25 protein-coding genes are annotated in these 23,311 nt (G+C 64.1%); 13 read left to right on the top strand and 12 right to left on the bottom strand.

Annotated features, from left to right (window positions below):
- The first annotated feature begins 19 nt into the window (after positions 1–19).
- The 3 genes from argH to lysA all read left to right on the top strand — a co-directional run bounded on the left by argH (position 20) and on the right by lysA (position 3,060).
- Positions 20–1,420, top strand: a complete 1,401-nt coding sequence (gene argH, locus MESAU_RS07950) for an argininosuccinate lyase (protein WP_015315544.1) — start codon at positions 20–22, stop codon at positions 1,418–1,420.
- 94 nt (positions 1,421–1,514) lie between these two features.
- Positions 1,515–1,721, top strand: a complete 207-nt coding sequence (locus MESAU_RS07945; protein WP_015315543.1) for a lipoprotein — start codon at positions 1,515–1,517, stop codon at positions 1,719–1,721.
- A gap of 70 nt (positions 1,722–1,791) precedes the next feature.
- Positions 1,792–3,060, top strand: coding sequence for a diaminopimelate decarboxylase (gene lysA / locus MESAU_RS07940; protein ID WP_015315542.1), 1,269 nt, complete (start codon positions 1,792–1,794; stop codon positions 3,058–3,060).
- Positions 3,061–3,094: 34 nt separating this feature from the next.
- Here lysA and MESAU_RS07935 read toward each other — a convergent pair whose 3' ends face one another.
- On the bottom strand, positions 3,095–3,397 hold the full coding sequence (locus tag MESAU_RS07935; protein WP_015315541.1) for an ArsR/SmtB family transcription factor: 303 nt from the start codon (positions 3,395–3,397) through the stop codon (positions 3,095–3,097).
- A gap of 50 nt (positions 3,398–3,447) precedes the next feature.
- Here MESAU_RS07935 and MESAU_RS07930 point away from each other — a divergent pair, with 50 nt between their 5' ends.
- Both MESAU_RS07930 and MESAU_RS07925 read left to right on the top strand, forming a co-directional pair.
- Positions 3,448–4,389: a threonine/serine dehydratase gene (locus MESAU_RS07930; protein ID WP_015315540.1), complete on the top strand. Its 942-nt coding sequence runs from the start codon at positions 3,448–3,450 to the stop codon at positions 4,387–4,389.
- 211 nt (positions 4,390–4,600) lie between these two features.
- A complete protein-coding gene (locus MESAU_RS07925; RefSeq protein WP_041163661.1) occupies positions 4,601–7,198 on the top strand; it encodes a TIGR02302 family protein in 2,598 nt (865 codons plus the stop codon).
- Between the two features lie 40 nt (positions 7,199–7,238).
- Here the strand turns inward: MESAU_RS07925 and MESAU_RS07920 are convergent, their stop codons facing one another.
- Positions 7,239–8,096: a LysR family transcriptional regulator gene (locus MESAU_RS07920; protein WP_015315538.1), complete on the bottom strand. Its 858-nt coding sequence runs from the start codon at positions 8,094–8,096 to the stop codon at positions 7,239–7,241.
- A 219-nt stretch (positions 8,097–8,315) separates the two neighbouring features.
- Between MESAU_RS07920 and MESAU_RS07915 the strand changes: the two genes are divergently transcribed.
- Positions 8,316–9,263 carry a DMT family transporter gene (locus tag MESAU_RS07915; RefSeq protein WP_015315537.1) on the top strand — a complete coding sequence of 316 codons (948 nt, stop codon included), beginning with the start codon at positions 8,316–8,318 and terminating at the stop codon, positions 9,261–9,263.
- Here MESAU_RS07915 and MESAU_RS07910 read toward each other — a convergent pair whose 3' ends face one another.
- The 3 genes from MESAU_RS07910 to MESAU_RS07900 all read right to left on the bottom strand — a co-directional run bounded on the left by MESAU_RS07910 (position 9,264) and on the right by MESAU_RS07900 (position 11,117).
- Positions 9,264–9,635 carry a response regulator gene (locus MESAU_RS07910; protein ID WP_015315536.1) on the bottom strand — a complete coding sequence of 124 codons (372 nt, stop codon included), beginning with the start codon at positions 9,633–9,635 and terminating at the stop codon, positions 9,264–9,266. It lies immediately after the preceding gene.
- A 119-nt stretch (positions 9,636–9,754) separates the two neighbouring features.
- Positions 9,755–10,297, bottom strand: coding sequence for a hypoxanthine phosphoribosyltransferase (gene hpt / locus MESAU_RS07905; protein ID WP_015315535.1), 543 nt, complete (start codon positions 10,295–10,297; stop codon positions 9,755–9,757).
- A 175-nt stretch (positions 10,298–10,472) separates the two neighbouring features.
- Positions 10,473–11,117: a cadherin-like beta sandwich domain-containing protein gene (locus MESAU_RS07900; RefSeq protein WP_015315534.1), complete on the bottom strand. Its 645-nt coding sequence runs from the start codon at positions 11,115–11,117 to the stop codon at positions 10,473–10,475.
- Between the two features lie 189 nt (positions 11,118–11,306).
- Here MESAU_RS07900 and ftsE point away from each other — a divergent pair, with 189 nt between their 5' ends.
- The 3 genes from ftsE (at position 11,307) to MESAU_RS07885 (ending at position 13,786) form a co-directional block, all read left to right on the top strand.
- On the top strand, positions 11,307–11,966 hold the full coding sequence (gene ftsE, locus MESAU_RS07895; protein WP_010911739.1) for a cell division ATP-binding protein FtsE: 660 nt from the start codon (positions 11,307–11,309) through the stop codon (positions 11,964–11,966).
- Complete coding sequence (locus MESAU_RS07890) at positions 11,959–12,951, top strand: cell division protein FtsX (protein ID WP_015315533.1); 993 nt, start codon at positions 11,959–11,961, stop codon at positions 12,949–12,951. Before ftsE ends, MESAU_RS07890 begins: the two co-directional genes overlap by 8 nt.
- 109 nt (positions 12,952–13,060) lie before the next feature.
- Positions 13,061–13,786, top strand: coding sequence for a YdcF family protein (locus MESAU_RS07885; protein WP_015315532.1), 726 nt, complete (start codon positions 13,061–13,063; stop codon positions 13,784–13,786).
- A gap of 6 nt (positions 13,787–13,792) precedes the next feature.
- Here the strand turns inward: MESAU_RS07885 and MESAU_RS07880 are convergent, their stop codons facing one another.
- From MESAU_RS07880 to MESAU_RS07870, 3 genes are read right to left on the bottom strand one after another with little or no spacing between them, the layout of a single operon-like run.
- Positions 13,793–14,425: a pyridoxamine 5'-phosphate oxidase family protein gene (locus tag MESAU_RS07880; RefSeq protein WP_015315531.1), complete on the bottom strand. Its 633-nt coding sequence runs from the start codon at positions 14,423–14,425 to the stop codon at positions 13,793–13,795.
- Between the two features lie 24 nt (positions 14,426–14,449).
- On the bottom strand, positions 14,450–14,920 hold the full coding sequence (locus tag MESAU_RS07875) for a nuclear transport factor 2 family protein (RefSeq protein ID WP_015315530.1): 471 nt from the start codon (positions 14,918–14,920) through the stop codon (positions 14,450–14,452).
- 58 nt (positions 14,921–14,978) lie between these two features.
- A complete protein-coding gene (locus tag MESAU_RS07870) occupies positions 14,979–15,530 on the bottom strand; it encodes a carboxymuconolactone decarboxylase family protein (protein WP_015315529.1) in 552 nt (183 codons plus the stop codon).
- A gap of 103 nt (positions 15,531–15,633) precedes the next feature.
- Between MESAU_RS07870 and MESAU_RS07865 the strand changes: the two genes are divergently transcribed.
- Entirely contained in the window at positions 15,634–16,539 is a 906-nt protein-coding gene (locus tag MESAU_RS07865) for a LysR family transcriptional regulator (protein ID WP_015315528.1), read from the top strand.
- Positions 16,540–16,616: 77 nt separating this feature from the next.
- On the top strand, positions 16,617–17,405 hold the full coding sequence (locus tag MESAU_RS07860) for a lysophospholipid acyltransferase family protein (protein ID WP_015315527.1): 789 nt from the start codon (positions 16,617–16,619) through the stop codon (positions 17,403–17,405).
- A 66-nt stretch (positions 17,406–17,471) separates the two neighbouring features.
- Here the strand turns inward: MESAU_RS07860 and MESAU_RS07855 are convergent, their stop codons facing one another.
- Positions 17,472–18,419, bottom strand: coding sequence for an aldo/keto reductase (locus MESAU_RS07855; RefSeq protein ID WP_015315526.1), 948 nt, complete (start codon positions 18,417–18,419; stop codon positions 17,472–17,474).
- A gap of 123 nt (positions 18,420–18,542) precedes the next feature.
- Positions 18,543–19,064, bottom strand: coding sequence for a gamma-glutamylcyclotransferase (locus tag MESAU_RS07850; RefSeq protein ID WP_015315525.1), 522 nt, complete (start codon positions 19,062–19,064; stop codon positions 18,543–18,545).
- 135 nt (positions 19,065–19,199) lie between these two features.
- Here MESAU_RS07850 and MESAU_RS07845 point away from each other — a divergent pair, with 135 nt between their 5' ends.
- Positions 19,200–20,198, top strand: a complete 999-nt coding sequence (locus MESAU_RS07845) for a DUF2125 domain-containing protein (protein WP_015315524.1) — start codon at positions 19,200–19,202, stop codon at positions 20,196–20,198.
- A 3-nt stretch (positions 20,199–20,201) separates the two neighbouring features.
- Positions 20,202–21,134, top strand: coding sequence for a sugar kinase (locus MESAU_RS07840; RefSeq protein ID WP_015315523.1), 933 nt, complete (start codon positions 20,202–20,204; stop codon positions 21,132–21,134).
- On the opposite strand, the gene MESAU_RS07835 is transcribed toward MESAU_RS07840, so the two are convergent.
- The gene (locus MESAU_RS07835; RefSeq protein WP_015315522.1) at positions 21,131–22,066 is read right to left on the bottom strand and encodes a prephenate/arogenate dehydrogenase family protein; all 936 of its coding nucleotides are present in this window, start codon (positions 22,064–22,066) and stop codon (positions 21,131–21,133) included. The two genes, MESAU_RS07840 and MESAU_RS07835, sit on opposite strands and share 4 nt — an antisense overlap.
- A gap of 23 nt (positions 22,067–22,089) precedes the next feature.
- A complete protein-coding gene (gene hisC / locus MESAU_RS07830) occupies positions 22,090–23,199 on the bottom strand; it encodes a histidinol-phosphate transaminase (protein ID WP_015315521.1) in 1,110 nt (369 codons plus the stop codon).
- Between the last annotated feature and the right edge of the window lie 112 nt (positions 23,200–23,311).

Here is a 23,311-nt window from a genome sequence, read left to right as displayed (position 1 = left end):
CGAAGCACGGGTTATAGCCATGAGCGACAAGAAGACCAGCAACCAGATGTGGGGCGGACGATTTGCCTCGGGTCCGGCCGCGATCATGGAAGCGATCAACGCGTCGATCTCGTTCGACCGCAAACTCTACGCGCAGGACATAAGAGGCTCGATCGCTCATAGCGAGATGCTGGCGCAAACGGGCATTATTTCGGCGGCCGATCAAGAAAAAATCGCTCACGGTCTGAACACGATCCTGAAAGAGATCGAGGGCGGCAGCTTCGAGTTTTCGACGCGGCTGGAAGACATCCACATGAACATAGAGGCCCGCCTTGCCGATCTCATCGGTCCGGCGGCCGGCCGGCTGCACACCGCCCGTTCGCGCAACGACCAGGTGGCCGTCGATCTGAGGCTCTGGGTCAAGGACGAATGCTTTCGTGTCGCCGAGGCGTTGAAAGGCTTGATCATGGCCCTCCTGGCGCGAGCCGAGGAACATGCGGCGACCGTCATGCCGGGTTTCACCCACATGCAGGCGGCGCAGCCGGTCACTTTCGGCCATCATTGCATGGCCTATGTCGAGATGTTTTCGCGCGACCTGTCGCGCGTGCGCGACGCCATCGAACGCATGGACGAGAGCCCGCTCGGTGCCGCCGCCCTTGCCGGCACCAGCTTCCCGATCGACCGTCACCAGACCGCGAGCGCGCTCGGCTTTCGCGAGCCGATGCGCAATTCGCTGGACAGCGTCTCAGACCGCGATTTCGCGCTGGAATTCCTTGCCATGGCGGCGATCTGCGCCACTCACCTGTCGCGGCTGGCCGAGGAGATCATCATCTGGTCGACGCCGCAATTCGGCTTCATCAGGCTGTCGGATAGTTTTTCCACCGGCTCCTCGATCATGCCGCAGAAGAAGAACCCCGACGCGGCCGAACTGGTTCGCGGCAAGACAGGCCGCGTCAACGGCCATCTGGTCGGCCTGCTGACGGTGATGAAGGGCATGCCTTTGACCTACGGCAAGGACATGCAGGAAGACAAGGAGTCGGTGTTCGACGCGGCCGAGACGCTCGACCTGATGCTGGCCGCGATGACCGGCATGGTTGCGGACATGACGGTCAATGCCGCCGCGATGAAGAAGGCCGCCGGCTCCGGCCACGCCACCGCCACTGACCTCGCCGACTGGCTGGTGCGTACCTTGGGCCTGCCGTTCCGCGAGGCGCATCATGTCACCGGCCGCGCGGTGGCGCTGGCCGAACACAGGAAGGTCAGCCTGGAAAAGCTTTCGCTGGAGGATCTGCAGTCGATCAACCCAGGCATCACTTCCGACATATTCTCGGTGCTGGCGGTGCAGAACTCGGTCAAGAGCCGCACCAGCTTCGGCGGCACCGCACCGTCGGAAGTGAGAAAGCAGATCCGCTATTGGAAAAAGCGTCTCGCCAAGGCGTAATGCCGGATATCGCGATCAGCAATATCCGGGGTGCAATGCACCGAGAACTCGGCTAAAAGCAGCGGCGGACAGAGAGTTTCGGACGGATGGATCGATGACCGGAAGCAGGATTTTGGTGACGCTGACGCTGCTTGCGGCGCTTGCCTCCGTGACCGCCTGCGGCCGCAAGGCGGGCCTGGACACGCCCTATGAGGCGGCTGTCCAAGCACGCAAGGATGCCGAGAAGGCCCACCAGCCCGTGCCGCCGGAACCGGAAAAACCGGTCGTGGACAAGAAGTTCATTCTCGACCCGCTGATCTAGCGCCGATGAAGGCGGGATTGGTCTTGTCCAAACCCGATCGCATCGTGCCTCAACTTCCGGAACCACACTCGTGAACCATTTCGACTACCGCGATGGCGTGCTGCATGCCGAGGACGTGGCGATCCCTGATATCGCCGCACAGGTCGGCACGCCGTTCTATTGCTATTCGACGGCGACCCTGACTAGGCACTACCGTGTCTTCGTCCAGGCCTTTGCCGGGCTCGATACGCTGGTCTGCTACGCCATGAAGGCCAATTCCAACCAGGCGGTGCTGCGGACCTTGGCCAAGCTCGGCGCCGGCGCCGACGTCGTCTCGGAAGGCGAATTGCGCCGGGCTCTCGCCGCAGGAGTCCCGGCCGGCAAGATCCTGTTCTCGGGCGTCGGCAAGACCGCCCGCGAAATGGACTTTGCGCTCCAAGCCGGCATTCTCTGCTTCAACGTCGAATCCGAGCCGGAACTCGAACTGTTGTCGGCACGTGCCGTGGCGCTCGGCAAGGTGGCGCCTATCTCGCTGCGCATCAATCCCGATGTCGACGCCAAGACCCACAAGAAAATCTCAACCGGCAAGGCTGAAAACAAGTTCGGCATTCCCTGGCAGCGGGCGCGCCAGGTCTATGCCCGCGCGGCAACGCTTCCGGGCATTAAGGTCACCGGCATCGATACCCATATCGGCAGCCAGATCACCGAGTTGCAGCCCTTCGACGACGCCTTCGCCCTGCTGGTCGACCTGGTCGGAGCGCTGCGCGGCGACGGCCACGCCATCGAGCATGTCGATCTCGGCGGCGGTCTCGGCATTCCCTACCGCGTCGACAACAACCCGCCCCCCTTGCCCGACGCCTATGCCCAGATCGTCCGCAAGCATGTCACCAAATTGGGTCTGAAGGTGATGTTCGAGCCGGGCCGGCTGATCGTTGGCAATGCCGGCATCCTGGTCTCTGAAGTGATTTTCGTGAAGGAGGGCGACGCCAAGAATTTCCTCGTCGTCGACGCTGCCATGAATGACCTGATCCGGCCGACGCTCTACGATGCCTTCCACGAGATCAAGCCGGTCGTGCAGCCGCCGGCCGACGCGCCGCGCATGGTGGTCGACGTGGTCGGCCAGGTCTGCGAGACCGGCGATTATCTCGGCCTCGACCGCGACCTGCCCCGGCTGATGGCGGGCGATCTCGTCGCCGTTTCCACCGCCGGCGCCTATGGCGCGGTCCAGGCCGGCACCTACAACACCCGCCTGCTGGTGCCGGAGGTGCTGGTCGACGGCGACCGTTTCCATGTCGTGCGTCCGCGCCTGACCTATGACGAGCTGATCGGGCTGGATTCGGTGCCGGACTGGCTTGCGTAAGCCGCCCTGCCGCGACGCTATAACCGGTTCTGCGCTATAACCGGTTCTGGATGAGTGCCCTTGCGTCGGCGATCCTGTCCTCGTCGCGGCGGTAGAAGGTCCATTGCCTGATGCGCTTGGTTCTGAGCAGGCCGGCCTGGACGAGCACGCGCATATGCTCGGAAAGCGTCGCCTGAGTGATGCCGAGCTTCTCGGCGATCAGCAGCGCGCAGACGCCGTCCTCGACCAGATCGCCATCCGCCTGTGCCCGGAAATGCGCACGTGGATTCTTGAGCCAGTCGAGAATCTGCAGTCTGCGCTCGTTGGCGATCGCCTTGAAGACATCAACCTCTTGCATTTAGCCATTTTGCCAAGTTACTAATTGCTGTCAATCCCAAGGAGATTTTGATGTCGCAGGGCAACGTCGTCACACGCGGACGCATCGCCGCGATGGAACCGCGCATCCGCCCCTATATCAGGCACACACCGGTTCTGCGCGTCGACATGGCCGACTTCGATCGGGGGCCATTGGCGATCGACCTCAAGCTCGAATGCCTGCAGCATTCCGGCTCGTTCAAAGCCCGCGGCGCCTTCACCAACCTCCTGGAGCGGCCGGTTCCCGAGGCCGGCGTCGTTGCCGCATCGGGCGGCAATCATGGCGCTGCCGTCGCCTACGCCGCCATGCGGCTTGGCCACAGAGCAACCATCTTCGTTCCCGAAGTGAGCCCGCAGGCCAAGCTGGACCGCATCCGGGCCTATGGCGCCGACCTCGTTGTCGGCGGCGCCCGCTATGCCGAAGCGCTGGCCGCCAGCGAACGGTTCGCCGAGGAAACCGGCGCCTTGCAGATCCACGCCTTCAACCAGGAGGAGACGCTGGTCGGCCAAGGCACTCTCGGGCTCGAAATCGAACGCGATCTGCCTGAGATCGACACGCTGCTGGTCGCCGTCGGTGGTGGCGGCCTGATCGGCGGCATCGCCGCCTGGTATGCCGGCCGCATCCGCATCGTCGCCGTAGAGCCCGAGGGTGCGCCGACGCTTCATCGCGCCTTCGAGGCCGGCCATCCGGTGGACGCGCCGGCGGAAGGCATCGCCGCCGATTCGCTGGCGCCGAAGCGGGTCGGCGAGATGATGTTCCCGATCGCCGAAGCCTTCGTCGAACGCTCCATCCTGGTCAGCGACGACGACATCATCGCCGCCCAGAAGGCGCTCTGGAACCGCGTGCGCATCATCTCGGAGCCGGGTGGTGCCGCCGCCTTTGCCGCGATCCTGTCCGGCCGCTACGCGCCGACACCGGGCGAACGGGTCGCCGTGCTGGTCTGTGGGGCCAACGCAAACCCCGCCAATTTCTGATTGCAACCATTTCGGCAGGCTTCACGTTTTCTCAAACTGCCTCGCCTTTGCCGTGTTTACTGGTATTCTTCGAGTCGTGAGGCTTGGGCTATCCCGTCCGCCTCGCCGCATGATCCCGAAAAATAGAATCCAAGTTTCGGAACAGATCATGCCCAAAGAGATAGAGCCCATTGCGGTCCTTCAGGACGGAACAGGGCTCCAGGAAGGGCCGATGACCGAACGACCCACCTTCAGCAGCAGTCGCGGCCTGGCCGGACGCCTGGCCTTGAGCCGGCTGGCGACGCGGGTCTCGATGGCGATCGAGCGTGGCTGGCCGCTGCTGCTTCCGCTCATTATCGTCGTCGGCCTGTTTCTCAGCGTCTCCTGGTTCGGTATTTTTCCCCGGCTGCCGGACGTGGTGCGCATCGGCCTTATCGCCATGTTTTGCCTGGCAGGTCTGGCGGCGCTTTATCCGCTGCGCTTTTTCCGCATACCTGGCGCGGCCGAGATCGATCGCCGCATCGAAGCCGCCAACAGACTGCTGCACAGCCCGGTGCAGGTGCAGAGCGACCGGCCCAGCGGCCAGGAAAGCAGTTTCTCGCAGGCGCTCTGGCGCGAGCACCAGAAGCGAATGGCTGGAAAGCTCGACAATCTCGGCGCCGATCTGCCGCGCACGCGCGTGCCGGAGCGCGACCCGTGGGGATTGCGCGCCGTGGCGGCGCTCCTGCTGGTCACTGCCTTTGCCTTCTCCTTCGGGCCGACCGGCGGCCGGCTGACAGATGGGTTCAGCGCACATGGCACGCTCGACGCCGTACCGCCGCGCATCGACGCATGGGTGACGCCGCCGGCCTATACCGGCAAGCCGCCGATCTTCCTGACTGCCGACGCCAACCAGGCGACGCCGACTTTTCATGTCCCCGAGGGAAGCGACGTCTCCCTGCGCGTTACCGGAGGCTCGGGCGAGGAAACGCTTGCCTATGCCGACAAGGACGGCAATGCGCGCGCCATCGACCCCGCAAGCCCGCAAGCCGCCGCCAAGCCGGCAGCAAGCCCGGCGGTGTCGTCCGCCTCGCCTTCGAAGGTGCGCCAGTTCGCCAGCAAGCTGACCGGCGACGGGACGCTGACGCTGAAATCGGGGGAGGATCAGCTTGGCCGCTGGGCTTTCGCCGTCATCCCGGACAAGCCGCCGCAGATCCGCTTCGTCGGCGAGCCCAAGCGCGCCGCCAACGGCGCCTTCGAGCTCAACTATCAGATCGATGACGATTACGGCGCCGCCACCGCCAAGGCGGTCTTCGCGCTGGCCGACCCGCAGCCGCCGGGTGCGCATCCGCTCTATGGTCCGCCCGAAATGCTGCTGACACTGCCGCGCCGCGGCGGCAAGTTGAATGCCGCCAAGACCACGAAAGACCTGACCGAGCATGTCTGGGCCGGCAGCAGCATCAAGCTGACGCTGGTCGCCACCGACGACGCCGGCCACACCGCCTCAAGCGAAACCAAGACGCTCGCGATGCCCGAGCGGCCGTTCACCAACCCGCTGGCACGCGCGGTGATCGAACAGCGCCGCCTGCTTGCGCTCGACGCCAATGCCAAGCCGCGCGTGCTCGACCTGATGGAGGCCATCACGCTGCGGCCCGAAGACACGTTTGATACCATGTCCCACTACCTCGCCATCATGAGCGCGATGAGCCGGCTGAAGCTGGCGGTGAACGACGACCAATTGCGCAGCGAGGTTGCCTACCTCTGGGAGATCGCGCTTGGCATCGAGGAGGGCAATCTCTCGGCGGCCGAAAAGCGGCTGCGCCAAGCCCAGCAGGCACTGCAGGACGCCATCAAGAATGGCGCCAGCGATGCCGAGATCGAGAAGGCGATGAAGGAACTGCGCGAGGCGATGAACCAGTTCCTGCAGGAATTCGCCGAACGCGCCAAGCAGAACCCGAACGCGCCGCAGATGCAGCAGAACGGCCAGGAGCTGCGCCAGAGCGACATCGACCGCATGATGGACCAGATCGAAAATCTGGCGAAGTCGGGCGATCGCGACAAGGCCCAGCAATTGCTGTCTCAGTTGCAGGACATGATGAACAACCTCCAGGCCGGTCGCCAGCAGCAGGGGGGCGAGCAGGACAGCCAGATGCGTCAGCAGATGGACAAGCTTGGCGAGATCCTGCGGCGGCAGCAGGAGATGATGAACGACACCTTCCGCATGGATCAGATGCAGCGCGGCGAGCGCCAGCGCGGCCGCAACCGCGACGAGCAGCTTGGCCAGACCGATGAGCAAGGTCAATCTGACGAAAACGGCAAGCCCGGCGAGAATGGCGAGCCAAAGCCGATGACGCCGCAGGAATTCGCCGATGCGCTGAAGCAGCTGCAGGAGGGCCAGGGCCAGCTGAAGAGCGATCTGGAGCAGCTGAAGAAAGGCCTCGAGGGCATGGGCATGGAGCCCAATGAAGGATTTGGCGAGGCCGGCAAGTCCATGGGCAGCGCCGAGCAGGCGCTTGGCGAGGGCCAAGGCGACGAGGCCGTCGGCCACCAGGGCCGGGCGCTCGAGGCGCTGCGCAAAGGCGCCAAGGACATGATGAAACAGATGCAGGCCATGCAGGGCGACCAGGGCGGCAGCCAGGAAGGCGGCCGCCAGCAGGATGCCGACCGTGACCCGCTCGGCCGGCCGCGCGCCAGCCAGGGTCCCGATTTTGGCGATTCGGTGAAAGTGCCCGACGAGATCGACGTCCAGCGCGCGCGCCAGATCCTGGAAGCGATCCGCAAGCGGCTCGGCAATGCGCTCAGCCCCGACATCGAGCGCAGCTATCTGGAACGGCTGCTGGAGCTGAAATAGGAAGCGGCGAGAGGGACCAGCTTCATTTCCATGGAGCCGTCTACCTGTTGACGAACGCCTCGCGAATTGCCTCCTGCATGCCGTCGATTGCTTCGCCTGACGCATTCGGGTTGCGATGCATCACCACATTGGAGGAATCGATGTCGCCGAACCCGTCCGCGGACGTCAGCTCTCGGCAGTCCGCCGGAATGTTGCTGCGTGAGATCGGCGCGATCGCCAACCCTGAGGTGACGGCAAGCTTCAGGCCGCCATTGGTATCGCTTGTATAGGCGACGCGGTAGGCAAGGCCGCGCTGCTCCAGCGATTTGATGGCGAAGTCCTTACACCAGCCGGCGCGGTTATAGAGCGCGATCGGCACCGGGCGCTCCTCATGCATGTGATGCAGGTTCGACGTCACCCAGACCGTCGGATCATGCATCAGCACTTCGCCGCCGGAAGGATCCTGCCATTCGAACACCACGCATAAATCCAGCTCGCCGGCGGCGAGCGCCGCGATCTGCGCCTCCGAATGCGCGTAGCGTACGGTGACCTCGACCTTGGTGTGACGCTTCGAAAATGCGCCGAGCGCGCGCGACAGGATGGCGTGGCCATATTCCTCCGGAATGCCGATGCGAACCGGCCCACCGAGCGGCGCCGCCGCCATCGACGCCGCCGTTTCATCGAGCAGCGAAACGATACGGCGGGCATTGACGATGAGTTCGCCGCCACGCCGCGTCAGCGCGACGCCGCGTGAACCTCGCTCGAACAGGCTGTCGCCGACCAGCTCTTCGAGCTTCTTCATCTGCATCGACACGGCCGATTGCGTGCGGCCGGCCTGCTCGGCGGCCCTCGTGAAATTGCCGGCCTCGGCGATGGCGACAAAGGTACGCAGGAGATCACTATCAAGGGTTGGCCGCATGGCATCCATCATAAGTAGATTTGATCACTGGCATCATTCCAATTCGTTTGCAACATGTCAAACGCCGAACGATAATCGCCTCACCCATTGGATATGCAGTCGCGAAATCGGCTGCGGACCAATCAAGAGTCCTCACTCGTGCCCGCTACCCGAAAACGGTGGCGGGTTCTTTTTGATCTGGTGAGCGTCGCCGGATCGGATGCGCGGGAGCCTGAACGGATGCAGAATAGGATGGTGCGCGGCATCCTGAGCCTGTGCCTGGGCGTGCTGGTCTTCTCGCTGCAGGATCCGCTCGTCAAAGCCGTGTCGAGCGGCTACCCTGTGACCGAGGTGATGGCGATCCGCTCGATCGTAGCCTTGCCGATTCTGATCGTTCTGGTTCACGCCGATGTCGGGCTGCGGGCAATCCTGTCGAAACGGTTCGGCCTGCTGACGATACGCGCCTTCATCCAGTTCACCTCCTACACGGTCTATTACCTGGCCATCGCCGCCCTCCCGCTGGCCGACGCCGTGGCGCTCTATTTCATGGCGCCGCTCTGCATCATGGCGATGGCCGGCCCCTATCTCGGCGAGCGCGTTTCCTGGCAGACGCTGTCGACCGTGCTGATCGGGATGCTTGGCGTGCTGGTGATGCTGCGCCCCGGCGCCGGGCTGTTCGACTGGGCGGCCTTGCTGTCGCTGGGCTCGGCCGTGCTCTACGCCTTCTCGCAGCTGATGGCTCGCAAGATCGGCGATACCGAATCGTCCACTGTCATGGCCTTCTACCAGAACGGCGCCTATCTCGTCGGCGCGGCCGTCGTCGCCGGCACGTTCCACATTGCGGGCATAACCCACGCCGTCCACCCGAGCCTCGAATTCCTGGTGCGACCATGGATCGCGCCGACGCTGCCGGATTTTCTCAAGATGGCCGCCTGCGGTTTCGTCGCCTCGGCCGGCATGATCCTGCTCTCGCAAGGCTACCGGCTGGCGCAGGCCAACCGCGTCGCCACCTTCGAATATACCGGCATCCTGTGGTCGCCGCTGTGGGGTTTCCTGTTCTTCGCCGAGGTGCCCAGGTCAGCGACGGTGATCGGCGCGGCGCTCATCATCGGCGCCGGTCTGCTGGCATTCAACACCGAGCGCCGCGCCAGCCCGGCACCGGCGCTTGTCGCCAGGGATCCAGCCTGATCAGGCGAAGCAGATCAGCGCCCGTTCGACGCGAGAGCGAATCTCGGCGAGCGTGAAGGGCTTTTGCACAACATCGAGGATGATGCCGTTCAATTCATCGGCGCGCTCGCGCTGGTCGGCATAGCCGGTCATCAGCATGATCTTCATCGCGGGAAAAAGCGCGGCTGCCGCAACCGCCATCTCGATGCCGTCCATCTCCGGCATGCGTATGTCGGAGACGACGAGATCGTACCCGCCTTTTGCGGCGCGGATCAGCGAAAGCCCCTGCGCGCCATCGGCGGCGATATCGATTGCGTGGCCGGCGCGTTCGAGCGCGCGGGCTGCGAGGGTGCGGACGGACTCATCGTCCTCGACGATCAAAAGCTTTGCCATGGCCGGCATATTTGGTGGCGAAACGTTGACTTTTCCTGAAAACCCAGGCGCTCGCCCAGACTAATTTTCCTGACACCGTTAAGGCCTTTTTCAGGATTCACCGGTGCGAGGCACTCGCCTTACACATCGCCTTTCACCACACCCACGAACGGCAATTCACGGAAAGCATGCGCCACATCCATGCCATAGCCGACGACGAAATAATCGGGGCAGTCGAAGCCGACATAATCGGCATTCAGCGCGGTCTGGCGGCGCATGCGCTTGTCGAGCAGCACGGCGATGGAACAGCTTTTCGCGCCGCGCGACAGCATCAGGTCGCGCGTGAAGCTCAGCGTCTTGCCCGATTCCAGAATGTCGTCGATCAACAGCACGTCGCGGCCGGCGACCTCGTTGTCGATGTCGCGCAGCACCCTCACCTCGCCGCTGGTTGTGCCGGCGCCATAACTGGAGATGAAGATGAACTCGACTTCCGGCGACAGGCCGACATCATGCATGGCGCGGATCAGGTCGGCGGCGAAGATGAACGAGCCTTTCAGCACCGAAATCACCAGGAGATCGTGATAGTCGTGCCCGGCAATCTCCTTGGCGAGTTCGAGATTGCGCCGCGCGATCGCCGATGCCGAAAACAGCACTTCGATGTCCTTGCCGCGCACGTTTGGCATTTCTCGCCCCCTCCAGTTTTTTTCCGAAACGCCTTCACACCGAGCGTGTGTTGAGAGTCAGGTCAGACCGAGCCGAAAGCAGTGGTTTCCGAGAACCGGAGCGGAGCGTACGTGAGCACCGGAAGCGCAGGGAACCACCGTTTGCAGGCCGGCTTCACCTGAATATCGACACACGCTATTCGGCGAAGGTGACCAAAACGGTCCTTACCCCGTTCTTAGGCACGTCGAGCCGGCTGGCAAAGCCGAATCTTTCGCCCGATGCCAGCGAATGGCCAGATGTCCCCAGCGTATAGCGGGTTGTGCGGCCGTCATTGCCCGTCACCCGGATTTCGAGTGGCGGCATTGTCGCGGGCCTCGTCCCGTCATTGGCGGCCTCGCCGTCGACGAACAGCACCGGATTGGCGCCGGAGGCATCGATGCGTGACGTCACGCCTGAAATGGTCAGCGCCGACGCTCGCGCGCCGGGCAGGAACGGTGCCTGGCGCACCAGCGCATGGCCGCCCGAGACCCAGAAGGCGGCAAGGGCGGCGCCGATGCCGGCGATCCAGAAGATCGGACCGCCGCGCGAGGCCGGCGGCCGTTCCGCTGGCATTTCCGGCTTGCGCAGCATGTCCATGCCTTCGATGGCCGGGGGGACAATCGCACGCGGCAGCGGCGTCACATTTCCGACTGGTGGGGCCGGCCGCGGCAACACCATATAATCCGCATCGATGATATCAGCCGCCGGGGCGCGCAAGATCCGGTCAACCGCGGCAATTGCCGCGGGATCGGTCATGATTTCGCCGGAAACCGGGCGCGCGGTTCGTTCGTCAGCCATCATGGCCCCAGTATTGCGCGTGTTCGCTTTTCGTTTCTTTTGCGTAAACACAAATGGTTAACGCTTCCCCACCGGAGCCCTCTTGAAGAGCCTAAACGAGCCAGGAATTAACCGCCGGTTAACCATGCCGGCCGATGGTCTTTTCACAAAACAGGCCGGTTCGCCGCGGCCAGGAAATTCAGGTCGTCGAAATTGATTCGCTTCGAAAATGTCGGCCTCCGCTATGGCATGGGTCCGGAAATCCTCCGCGACATCTCCCTGCACATACCGGAGCGCTCCTTCCAGTTCTTGAGCGGGCCTTCGGGTGCCGGCAAGACGACATTGCTGCGCCTTTTGTTCATGTCGCTGAAACCGACGCGTGGACTGATCACCATCTTCGGCAAGGACCGCTCGCGCATCTCGCGCACCGAACTGCCGCATCTGCGCCGCCGCATCGGCGTGGTGTTCCAGGACTTTCGCCTGCTCGACCACATGACCACCTATGAGAATGTCGCGCTGCCGCTGCGCGTGCGCGGGCGCGAGGAAGCGAGCTACCGCACCGATGTCACCGAGTTGTTGAAATGGGTGGGGCTGGGCGAGCGCATGCATGTGCTGCCGCCGGTCCTGTCCGGAGGCGAGAAGCAGCGCGCCGCGATCGCGCGCGCCCTGATCGAGCAACCGGAGATCCTGCTCGCTGACGAGCCGACCGGCAATGTCGATCCGCCGCTGGCGCGGCGGCTGCTGCGGCTGTTCATCGAGCTCAACCGGCTTGGCACCGCCGTCGTGATCGCCACGCACGACCTTGGCCTGATGGAGCAGGTTGACGCGCGCCGCATGATCCTGGCCGGCGGCAGGCTTGATATCTATGACTGAGACCGAGCTATCGGCCGACCATTTCGAGGAGCAGGATGCCGAGGCGGTGGAGGCGAGGCCGCGCGCACAACGCAAGATGGCGCCGATCGTGCCGGCGCAGAACATTGCCGGCCGCGCGCTGGTGCTGGTCATCGCCATCATGACTTTCCTGTCCTGCCTGACTTTCGGCGCGGTGACCCTGGTGCGCGACACAGCCTCGGTTTGGGAAAACCAGATCTCGCGCGAGGCGACGATCCAGATCAAGCCGGCCGACGGCCTCGACATGGAGGCGGCGCTTACCCAGGCCTCGCGGATCGCCGGCGAATTCCCTGGCGTGAAGTCGACCCGGATCATCGACCGCGAAGCGACCGCAAGGCTGCTGGAGCCCTGGCTGGGTTCGGGCCTCAACATCGACGACCTGCCCGTGCCGCGCCTGATCATCGTCACCATCGACGAGAGCAGCCCGCCTGACTTCGCCGCCATGCGCGCCGCGATCACGCTGAAACTGCCGAGTGCATCGCTCGACGACCACCGCACCTGGGTCGACCGGCTGGTGGCCATGGCCCGCACCACGGTGACCATAGGCGTCGCCGTTCTGGCCCTGATGCTGTCGGCGACGGTGCTGACCGTGGTGTTCGCGACCCGTGGGGCCATGGACGGCAACGGCCACATCATCGAGGTGCTGCATTTCGTCGGCGCCGAGGCGCGCTTCATCGCACGCGAATTCCGCCGGCATTTTCTGGTCACCGGCATGAAGGGCGCGGCCGCCGGCGGAGCGGCGGCGGTGCTCGTCTTCATCGTGTTCTCCTGGTGGTCGTCACGCAACATGGCAACGCCGCAGGCCGATCAGGCGACCGCTTTGTTCGGCAACTTCGCCATCGGCTCGGCGGGTTACGCAGGTGTCGTCCTGATGGTGCTGGTGATTGGCGCGCTGACGGCGGCAACCTCGCACGTCACCGTCGTTGCCTATCTCAGCGACATCGACGTTCGCCAACCCGATGCATGAAAGGACCTCGTCTTGGCTTGGACGGAAACAGGGCGATCACGGAGAAAGAATTCGCGTAACGCAAAGTGCGTCTTTTACCTATCAAAGGCCGCATTTGAGGATTAACTATATGACCATGGACGTGCGGGATTCGATCGGGACGGCTGGACAGTTGCCAGTGGTGGTTGACCGTTGGCGCGGCCATGGCAAGGTTAGCCATCTAAGGACCGCCCTGCGCCTCTCCGCTCTCTCCCTGCTTGTGCTTGCAACAGTGTTCGCTGGCGGCTTTGGCTGGTTCGCCAGCAAGGTCAGTCATCTGACCACGCCCGCCAACCCGGCCAAGGCCGACGCCATCATTGTGCTGACCGGCGGCCAGTCGCGCCTCGACGCCGCGATGGAGCTGCTCGCATCCGGCAAGGGCGAGCGGCTCTTGATCAGCGGCGTGCACCCCTCGGCCAGCCGGCGCCAGCTTCAGGCGGCCACCGGCGGCGACAAGAAACTGTTTTCCTGCTGTGTCGACATCGATCGCGCCGCGCTCGACACGATCGGCAATGCCGAGGAAAGCGCCAAATGGGTGGAAAACCATGCCTATGGCACGGTGATCCTGGTCACCAACAATTATCACATGCCGCGCAGCCTTTTGGAGATGGGCCGGCTGCTGCATGGCGCCAAGCTCGAACCCTACCCGGTGGTCAATTCCAACCTGGATAATGGCAGTTGGCTGACCAAGCCGCGCGCGGTGCGCGTGCTGTTCACCGAATACACCAAGTACCTGCTGGCGCTGGCTCGCGGGTTTATCCCGGTGAAGCCGACGCCTGAGGGAATCGCCCTGGCCGAGACCGCCGCCGGCGGCTGAGCCGCGTCATTGCTTGGCGACAGCCCCTGAAACGCCCTTGAGGCGCGCGATCTCTTGTTCAAGGTCTTGGATGCGCCGGTCGCGCTCGCCAAGCGCGGCTGCCACATCAGCCGCCTCGAAGCGCTGCGGTATATGTTGCGGGCAATTGGCATCCCATGCCGAGACGGTGAACAGGATGATCTGCTCGGGACGCGCCTTGTAGTCCGGCGGCATCAGCCTCGTCGTCAACTCGGCATCGTCCTCGACAACGCGCGCCGTACCCCAGATCTTGATGCGCTGGCGCATCATGTAGTCGATCAGGAACAGGAAGGCCCTCGGATTGTCGGCCAGATTGCCCTGCGTGATGAATTGTCTGTTGCCGGAAAAATCCGCGAAGCCGATTGTCTTCTCGTCGAGCACCTTGAGAAAGCCGGCAGGGCCGCCGCGGTGCTGGATGTAGGGCTGGCCATCGCCATTGGCCGTCGACAGGAAGATGCTGGTCTGCATTTCGATGAATGCGGCGAGGTCCGGTGTGATCGCCGACTGCCAGCCGCCGCGCTCCTCGACGCGGGCGTAGGACTGGCGCGAGCCCTTGCGCGCCTGGATCGCCTTGACCGTCGGCGTGAAGGCGACATCGCTGGTAAAAGCGTGTGCGTTCATCGAAACCTCCTTGCCTGAATGCTTCTAAAGACCGAGCTCCGACAGCGTCGGATGGTCGTCCGGCCGCCGGCCGAGCGGCCAGTGATATTTGCGCTCGGCCTCGGCGATCGGCAGGTCGTTGATGCTGGCGATGCGCAGCCGCATCAGCCCGTGGTCGTCGAATTCCCAGTTCTCGTTACCGTAGCTGCGGAACCATGAGCCGCTGTCGTCGCGCCATTCATAGGCGAAGCGCACGGCGATGCGGTTGCCGTGGAAGGCCCAGACCTCCTTGATCAGCCGGTAGTCGAGTTCGCGGCTCCATTTGCGCGTCAGGAACGCCTGGATGGCATCGCGGCCTTGCAGGAACTCGGCGCGGTTGCGCCAACGGCTGTCCGCCGTATAGGCGAGCGCCACCCGCGCCGGATCGCGCGAGTTCCAGGCATCCTCGGCCATGCGCGCTTTCTGGGCTGACGTCTCGGCGGTGAAGGGCGGAAGCGGCGGGCGGCTCTCAGACATGGGATTTCCTCTGCGGCATGAGGTGGGGACCGGCGGGCATCGCCGCTCCTATCCGGATTCAGGCAGCATTGCGGGCGGAAACAACCGGAAAATCGATCTCGGTCTGGGCAACCTCATTGATATAGTTGGTCCAGACGTTCAGGGCGACATGCTGGACAATCTCGATGATCTCTCCGTCGTCATAGCCCGCGAGCCTGACAGCGGCGATATCCTCCTGGGCGACATGTCCGCGGCTTTGCGCAACCCGGGCGGCAAAACCCACCGCCGCGGCTGCCTTGGGATCCATGGAGCCGCCATGGCGATTGGCCATCATCTCGGCATCGTCGAGGCTTGCGAGCGTCTTGCCGAGATAGGTGTGCGCGCACAGGCAGTAGTTGCAGCCATTGATCTCGGCGATCGCCAGCGCGATGCGCTCGCGCGTCGGCGCCGGAAGCCGGCCCCTGGCCAGCGCGCCCATCATGCCGAGATAGCCTTCCAGCGCCGCCGGACTGTTGGCGACCATCCGAAACAGGTTCGGCACGACACCAAGCTGTTTTTCCACCACTTGCAGCATGGGCTGCGCGGCGGCGGGAGCGGCAGCGATGGACGAAGGCGTAGCGATGCGGGGCATAGAGATTTCCTGGTTGAGGTGTGCCCCCGTTATATGCAGCCTTCCATGTTGCGGATGTAGATGCCATATTTGCAACCAACCCTTCCATTTTCTGGAAGAAATGATGGATCGTCTCGAAGCCATGTCCCTTTTCGTCGCGGCGGCGGAGGGCGGCAGCCTTTCCGCCGCCGCGCGCCATTCGGACGTTCCGTTGGCAACAGTCAGCCGCAAGGTCTCCGAACTGGAGCGGTACCTGAAGACACGCCTGTTGAACCGCTCGACGCGGCGGCTGACACTGACCGACGCCGGCCATGCCTATCTCACTGCCTGCCGCCGCATCCTCGACGAGGTCGGCGACGCCGAACGCACCGCCGGCGGCGAATACAGCGCCCCGACAGGGGAATTGATCGTCACCGCGCCGATCGTCTTCGGCCGCCTTCACGTGCTACCGGTCGTCACCGACTTCCTCGCCGCCTATCCCCTGGTGGATATCCGCCTGACGCTCGGCGACAGGATAAGCCAGTTGGCCGAGGATCATATCGACCTCGCCGTCCGTATCGGCAGGCTGCCGGATTCGCGCATGGTCGCCATCAGGGTCGGTTCGATCGGTCATGTTGTCTGCGCGAGCCCTGCCTATCTGGCCGGACGCGGCATTCCAGAAATTCCAGGAGATCTCGAGGCGCACAGCTGCATTACCTTCGAGGGCCTTGGCTCGCTCGCCACCTGGACCTTCACCGTGGACAAGGCTGATTTTGTCGTGCCGGTCCGATCAAGGCTCCGGGTCAACACCGCCGAGGCGGCGATTGATGCGGCGATCGCCGGTGTCGGAGTGACACGGGTGCTTTCCTACCAGATTGTCGCCGCCGCACGCTCGGGAACACTGCGCCCCGTGCTCAGGGATTTCGAACCCGAGCCTTGGCCGGTAAACCTGGTGCATGCGGGCCAGGGCCGGCTGCCGGTGAAACTGCGCGCCTTCCTCGACTTCGCCGCCCCCCGCCTGAGGGAACGCCTGGCGCAGGCGACCTGGTAGGACGGGCAGTATCGCACCGTTTCCTTTTTCTCCGCGCTTGGTGTAACCAACGCACACTTCCTCACCGGACCTCCCCCATGCTCTATGTCAGATCGCTGGCGTTCAATTTCGTCTTCTACGTCAATCTGATCGTCCAGATGATCCTCTGGACCCCGTACTATTTCCTGTCGCCCCGCCACCGCGCCTGGTTCGTGCCGAAATTCTGGTCGCGCACCTCGATGTGGCTCTATGACAAGATCGCCGGCACCAAAAACGACATCACCGGGCAGGAAAACCTGCCCGAGGGCTCCTTCATCCTGGCGCCCAAGCACCAGTCGTTCTGGGACGCCATCGCCTTCTTCCCCTTCCTCCAGGACCCGCTCTACATCCTCAAGCGCGAGCTGACCTGGATCCCCTTCTTCGGCTGGTACATCTTGAAGATGCGGATGATCCCGGTGCATCGCGGCAGCCGCTCCAAGGCCTTGAAGGCGGTGGTTGCGGCGACCAAGGAAGAAATGGCGCGCAACCCGCGCCAGCTGATCATCTATCCCGAGGGCACCCGTCGGGCGCCGGGCGACGAGCCGGCCTACAAATACGGCATCGTCGAAATCTATTCGCAGCTTGGCGTTCCGGTCGTGCCGGTCGCCCATGTCGCTGGCCTCTATTGGCCGCGCCGCAAGTTCCTGCGCTATCCCGGCACCGTCAAGGCGCGCTTCCTGCCGCCTATACCGCCTGGCCTAGGCAAGGACGAGTTCATGGCGCGGCTGATCGGTGAGACCGAAGCTGCCTGCGACCAGCTTCTCCTCGAGGCATCTCGCGCATCCAACCCGCCGGCCCTGCCGCCAACGGCGGTGAAACGGCTTCGGGAGCTCGGCGCGAAGGCCTGAAGCCTCCTGACCACGGGCCGTCAGCCGTACACCGCCAGCACCGTGGTCAGCACCAGCGTCGCAGCCTCAGGCGCCGGCCTTGTCGAGTTCGGCCATATCGTCCGCGGACAGCTTCAGCGACGCCGCGCGGATCAGGCTGTCCATCTGCTCAGGCTTGGTCGCACTGGCGATCGGCGCGGTGACGCCGGGCCGCGCGATAACCCAAGCAAGCGCCACTTCCGCCTGTTTGGCCGAATGCCTGGCCGACACCGCGTCCAGCGCCGCCAGGATGCGCATGCCACGCGCATTGAGGTAGTCTTTCACCCCGCCGCCGCGCTCGCTTTGGCCGAGATCGGCCTCGCTGCGGTACTTGCCGCTGAGAAAGCCCTTGGCCAAGCTGAAATAGGTGATGACGCCGATATCCTCCGCCACGCAGAGATCGCGCAGCGGGCCATCGAAGGAGGAGCGGTCATAGAGATTGTATTCCGGCTGCAGCACCTCGTAGCGCGGCAGGCCGCGCAGGCTTGCCACGTCAAGTGCCGCGCGCAACTGGCCGGCGTCGAGGTTGGAACAGCCGGCATAGCGGATCTTGCCCTTGGCGAGCAGTTTCTCATAGGCGCCGAGGGTTTCCTCATAGGGCGTGGTCGGATCCGGCCAGTGCGACAGGTAAAGGTCGATGAATTCGGTCTGCAGCCGCTTCAGCGATGCATCGACAGCCTTTTCGATATAGGCGGCCGACAGGTCCTTGTGGCCCTGCCCCATGTCTGAGCCGACCTTGGTGACCACCACGACCTTGTCGCGATTGCCACGATCCTTCATCCATTTGCCGATGATGGTTTCCGATTCACCGCCCTTGTTGCCGGGAACCCAGCGCGAATAGGCGTCGGCCGTGTCGATGGCATTGAGGCCGGCTCCGACAAAGCGATCGAGCAGATCGAAAGAAGTCTTCTCGTCGGCGGTCCAGCCGAAGACATTGCCACCCAGAACCAGCGGCGCGATGGAAAGGTCGGTGCGACCGAGACGGCGTTTCTGCAAGACGGATCTCCGTGGTGATTGGGACCGGGCGGATGCCGCCCGCTGGCTGGGTTCGGAGCCTAACCTAGGTCTTGCCGCATCGAGGTCAAAGGCCTGGCCACCCTTTTCCGCGGAGCCAGCGCTTCACAAAGTCGCTATCCGGTGCGCCACATCCTCCAGCCAGTGGTCGCGAATCTCGAGCGCTTCCAGATGCTTCAGCGTGCTCAGCACATAATCCTCGTTGTCACCGGATCGGCCGACCGCGCCGCGCACCACGGCCGCCGCCTCCGCCGCGTCCAGCGCGCCCGCATATTGCTCATGCTTGCGGTCGACGACGTAGGCCACGGCTTCCACCGTGCCACCGCCGTCGAGGCGAACCTTGAGCGTCCGCTCGAGATAGACGCTGGTGACGAGTTCGCGCTCGCGCAGATAGGCAATGACCTCGTCGCGCAATTCGCCAGGGACGCGGTACGCAAGGCCGACGCAGGAGCCGCCATGGTCGAGGCCAAGCACCAGTCCGGGCCGCTGGCGCGTGCCGCGATGCACGAAGGAATAGACGCAGAGCGAGCGGCGATAGCCATGCAGGCGGGCGCGTCGTGTCTCGACATGAGCGAAACCCGGCCGCCAGATCAGCGAACCGTAGCCGAACACCCAAAAATCGCCCATATCACCGCGCCTGATTGCAAAAAGAATGGCAGCACCGCACCGGTAACCGGTGTTTTTTCCATCCGTCTCTGTCTACCTAGTGTTCGGAACCTGAGAATCCGTCCACACCATCCATGCGTTAATGAGAGCCAAAGCATGACGTCAAGTGACGAACGCCAACCGGGTAACCGTCGCCGCCTGTGGTGGCTTGCCGCGTTCATCCTCGTGCTGTTCGCCATTTACAGCGCCGGCTGGTTCTATCTGGCCAGCAGGGTCCGGTCCGAGGCCGAAAAGGCGGTTGCCACGCTCAACAAGAGCGGCATCGAGGCCGGTTGCGCCAACCTCCAGGTCGGTGGCTATCCACTGAGCTTTGCCGTCTCTTGCGACAACCTCGCCTACGAGGACGACGCCAAGAGCATTGCTGCCTCGGCCGGCTCCTTCAACGCCGTCGCCCAGATCGTCCAGCCCTTGTCGCCTGTTGCCAATCTACGCGGTCCACTCCGGACCTCCGTCCCCGGCATGATGCCGCTCTGGATCGACTGGGACAATCTGCAGGCCAACGTCAAATTGTGGTACCCGCTGCCCCGGCGTGTAGCGCTGCAGGCCGAGGGCCTGTCGGGCCAGACCGACCCGGCCGACGACACCGATCCGGTGGAACTGTTCAGTGCCGGCAAGGCGTCAGGCCAATTGCAGCCCAACAACGGCGATCTCGATTATGTCGGCAGCTTTGGCGATCTCGAGATCGATGCCGACGCGATCGGCGGGCGGGTGTTGCCGGCGCTCGATGCCAGCGGCGACGTGACACTGAAGAACGGCGTGGCGCTGATCGGCACGCAGGTGAAAAGCCTGCGCGGCCAGCGGATCGAAATCCGCAACCTCGATCTGTCGTCCGGCACGGCGCGCGTCACCGTTTCCGGGCCGCTGTCAGTCGATGCCGAGGGTCTCGTCGACGCCGACCTGATGATCAGGATCAAGGATCCCAAGGCGGTGGCATCTATTCTTGCCGGCGCCATACCCGAGCAGAAGAATGCGATCGAGCAGGGTTTTGGCGCCCTGGCGCTGCTTGGCAGCGAACCGTCCATGCCGCTGAAAGTGGTCAAGGGCAAGGCTTCCCTCGGCTTCATTCCGCTGGGCAAGATCAAGCCGGTCAACTAACGGATGGCGGGGCCGGCAAAGCTGCTGAGCGTCGGCGCACTGACGCTTGACACCATTCTTCGTGTCGAATCACTGCCCACGCATCAGGGAAAATTCATCGCCTCGGACGGCATCCAGATCGCCTCGGGCATGGCGACGAGCGCGGCCTGCGCCGCGCATCGCCTGGGTGCCGAGGTGTCGCTATGGGCTAGCGCCGGCGACGATCCGGTCGGCGATCTGCTGATTGCCGGGATAGAGGCCGAGGGCGTCGATTGCAGCCATGTACGCCGCGTCAGCGGCGCCCGCTCGGCACTGGCCTCGATCCTGGTCGATGCGCATGGCGAGCGGATCATCGTGCCTTTCTACGACGCGCGCGCGCAGGCCGATCCCGAGGTTTTGCCGTTCACCGACATAACGGCATTCGACGCCGTACTGGCCGACGTGCGCTGGCCGGGCGCCGCGGCGCTTGCCCTTAAGGCGGCGCGCGCCGCCGGCCGCCCAGCCATACTCGATGCCGATACCGCGCCCCTGGCGGTACTGGAGCGATTATTGCCGCTCGCCTCGCACATCGTCGCCTCGGAGCCGGCGGTCCGCATCATATGCGGCCACGCGCTGGATCTGGAGACCGCCTGCACCGATTTGGCGTCCCGCACCGATGCGTTCGTCGCGGTCACCGGCGGCGCGGCGGGTACCTGGTGGTTCGACCGAAGCGCCGGATCATCCCGCCATGTCGAGGCACCGAGGGTCAAGGCGGTCGACACGCTGGCCGCCGGCGATGTCTTTCATGGCGCCTTTGCCGTCGGGCTGGCGGAAGCCATGGCGGTCGAGCACGCACTGCGCTTTGCCAGCGCGGCCGCCGCGCTCAAGTGCCTGCGCTTCGGCGGCCGGCTGGGCGCGCCGGATCGGGCGGAGACGCTCGCCATGATGGCAACCGCCTGGCCGGTTGAAATCACCTAGCTCTTTGCCGGATGCTCGACCGCCTGGCGGCCAAAATCGGGCGCGTCGATATCCTGGCCCGCCTCGATGATCGAGCGGCGCACGGCGCGGGTGCGGGTGAACAGGTCGAAGAGCTTGTCGCCGTCGCCCCAGCGGATGGCGCGCTGCAGGAACGCCAGGTCTTCCGAGAACCGCGCCAACATTTCCAGGATGGCATCCTTGTTGTGCAGGCACACGTCCCGCCACATGGTCGGATCGGAGGCAGCCAGACGCGTGAAATCGCGAAAACCGGAGGCGGAATATTTGATCACTTCCGTCTTGGTCACCGATTCCAGATCGTCGGCGGTGCCGACGATGTTGTAGGCGATGATGTGCGGCAGATGCGAGACGATGGCCAGCGTCATGTCGTGATGCTGCGGGTCCATCGTGTCGATGTTGGCGCCGCAGCGGCGCCAGAATTCCGACAGCCGTTCCAGCGCTTCCGGATCGGTGCCCGGCACCGGCGTGAAGATGCACCAGCGGTTGTCGAACAGGTCGGCAAACCCGGCATCCGGGCCGGATTTTTCGGTGCCCGCCAGCGGATGGCCAGGAATGAAATGGACGCCTTCAGGCACATGCGGCTGCATCTGCGCGATGACCGAGGCCTTGGTCGAGCCGACATCGGTGAGGATCGCCCCCTTTTTCAGCGCCGGCGCGATTTCCTCCGCTACAGCGCCGGATGAGCCGACCGGCACCGAGACAACGACCAGATCGGCATCACGCACCGCGTCCCCGGCATCGATGGTGTAGGAATCGCCAAGGCCCAGTTCCTCGGCTCGCTTGAGCGTTGCCGCACTGCGCGTCGAGATGGCGACATGGCGAGCCAAGCCCTCGCGTCGGATGACGCGGGCCAGAGACGAGCCGATCAGGCCGATACCGACCAGCGCGATCTTTTCGAACATCGGTGATGCCATGGTGTTCCAGCTCTTTAGACGTTCTAGCTTTTCAGGAATGTCGTGAGCGCGGCGACAACGCCGCGATTGGCCTCTTCAGTGCCGACGGTCATGCGAAGCGCGTTGGGAAAGCCGTAACCTGAAACGCGCCGCAGAATATAGCCGCGCGCGCTCAGATAATCGTCAGCCGCCGCCGCGGAATGCTTCTGATCGTCGGGAAAATGAATGAGCAGGAAATTGCCGACGCTCGGCGTCACGCGCAGCCCGAGCCCGGTCATTTCGCCGCTCAGCCAGGTGAGCCAGGTCTCGTTATGCGCCACGCTGCGCTCGACATGGGCACGGTCGCGGATCGCGGCGATGCCAGCCTCGATCGCAGTCGCATTGACGTTGAAGGGGCCGCGTACACGATTGATGGCGTCGACGATATGCAGGGGACCATACATCCAGCCGATGCGCGCGCCGCCGAGCCCGATCTTGGAGAAGGTGCGGGTCATCACCACGTTCTCGGCGCTGCCGGCCAGCTCGATGCCGGCTTCGTAGTCGTTGCGGCGGACATATTCGGCGTAGGCCGCGTCGAGCACCAGGAGCACGTTTCCCGGCAGTCCGGCATGAAGGCGGCGCACCTCCTGGAACGGCACATAGGTGCCGGTCGGGTTGTTGGGATTGGCCAGGAACACGATTTTCGTGCGCGGCGTGACGGCCGCCAGCATCGCGTCGATGTCGGCGCGCTCGTCGGTCTCCTTGACCACGACCGGGGTGGCACCTGCCGACTGGATGTAGATCTTGTAGACCATGAAGGCGTGTTCGGTGAACATAGCCTCGTCGCCGGGCGCGAGATAGGTCTGCGCCAACAGGCCGAGGATCTCGTCCGACCCGTTGGAGCAGATGATGTTTTGCGCGTTGAGGCCATGCACCTCGGCGATAGCCTCGCGCAACCGCTTGGCGCTGCCGTCGGGATAGATGTCGAGTTTGCCGGCGACCTCGCGCGCGGCCTCGATCGCCTTCGGCGAAGGCCCAAGCGGATTCTCGTTCGACGACAGCTTGTAGACCTTGGCCACACCGGCGGCCGCCGAGCTTTTGCCGGGCACATAGGCCTCTATGTCCATGATGCCCGCGCGCGGAGTTGGACGTGCCTGATCCGGTGTCTGGTTCATATCTTGCAAAATCCGTCGAAAACGCCTCCATCCGGAGGCCGCTGCGGAAATACAAGCCATGGCACGCAATGTCGAGAGGTGGCAGTGGTGCCAGCCGCCGCCATTGACGGCG

The sequence above is a fragment of the Mesorhizobium australicum WSM2073 genome, assembly GCF_000230995.2.
GTDB classification, from domain to species: Bacteria; Pseudomonadota; Alphaproteobacteria; order Rhizobiales; family Rhizobiaceae; genus Mesorhizobium; species Mesorhizobium australicum.
The sequence above is the reverse complement of the archived record's forward strand: the minus strand, read 5'-3'. Positions and strand labels throughout refer to the sequence as shown.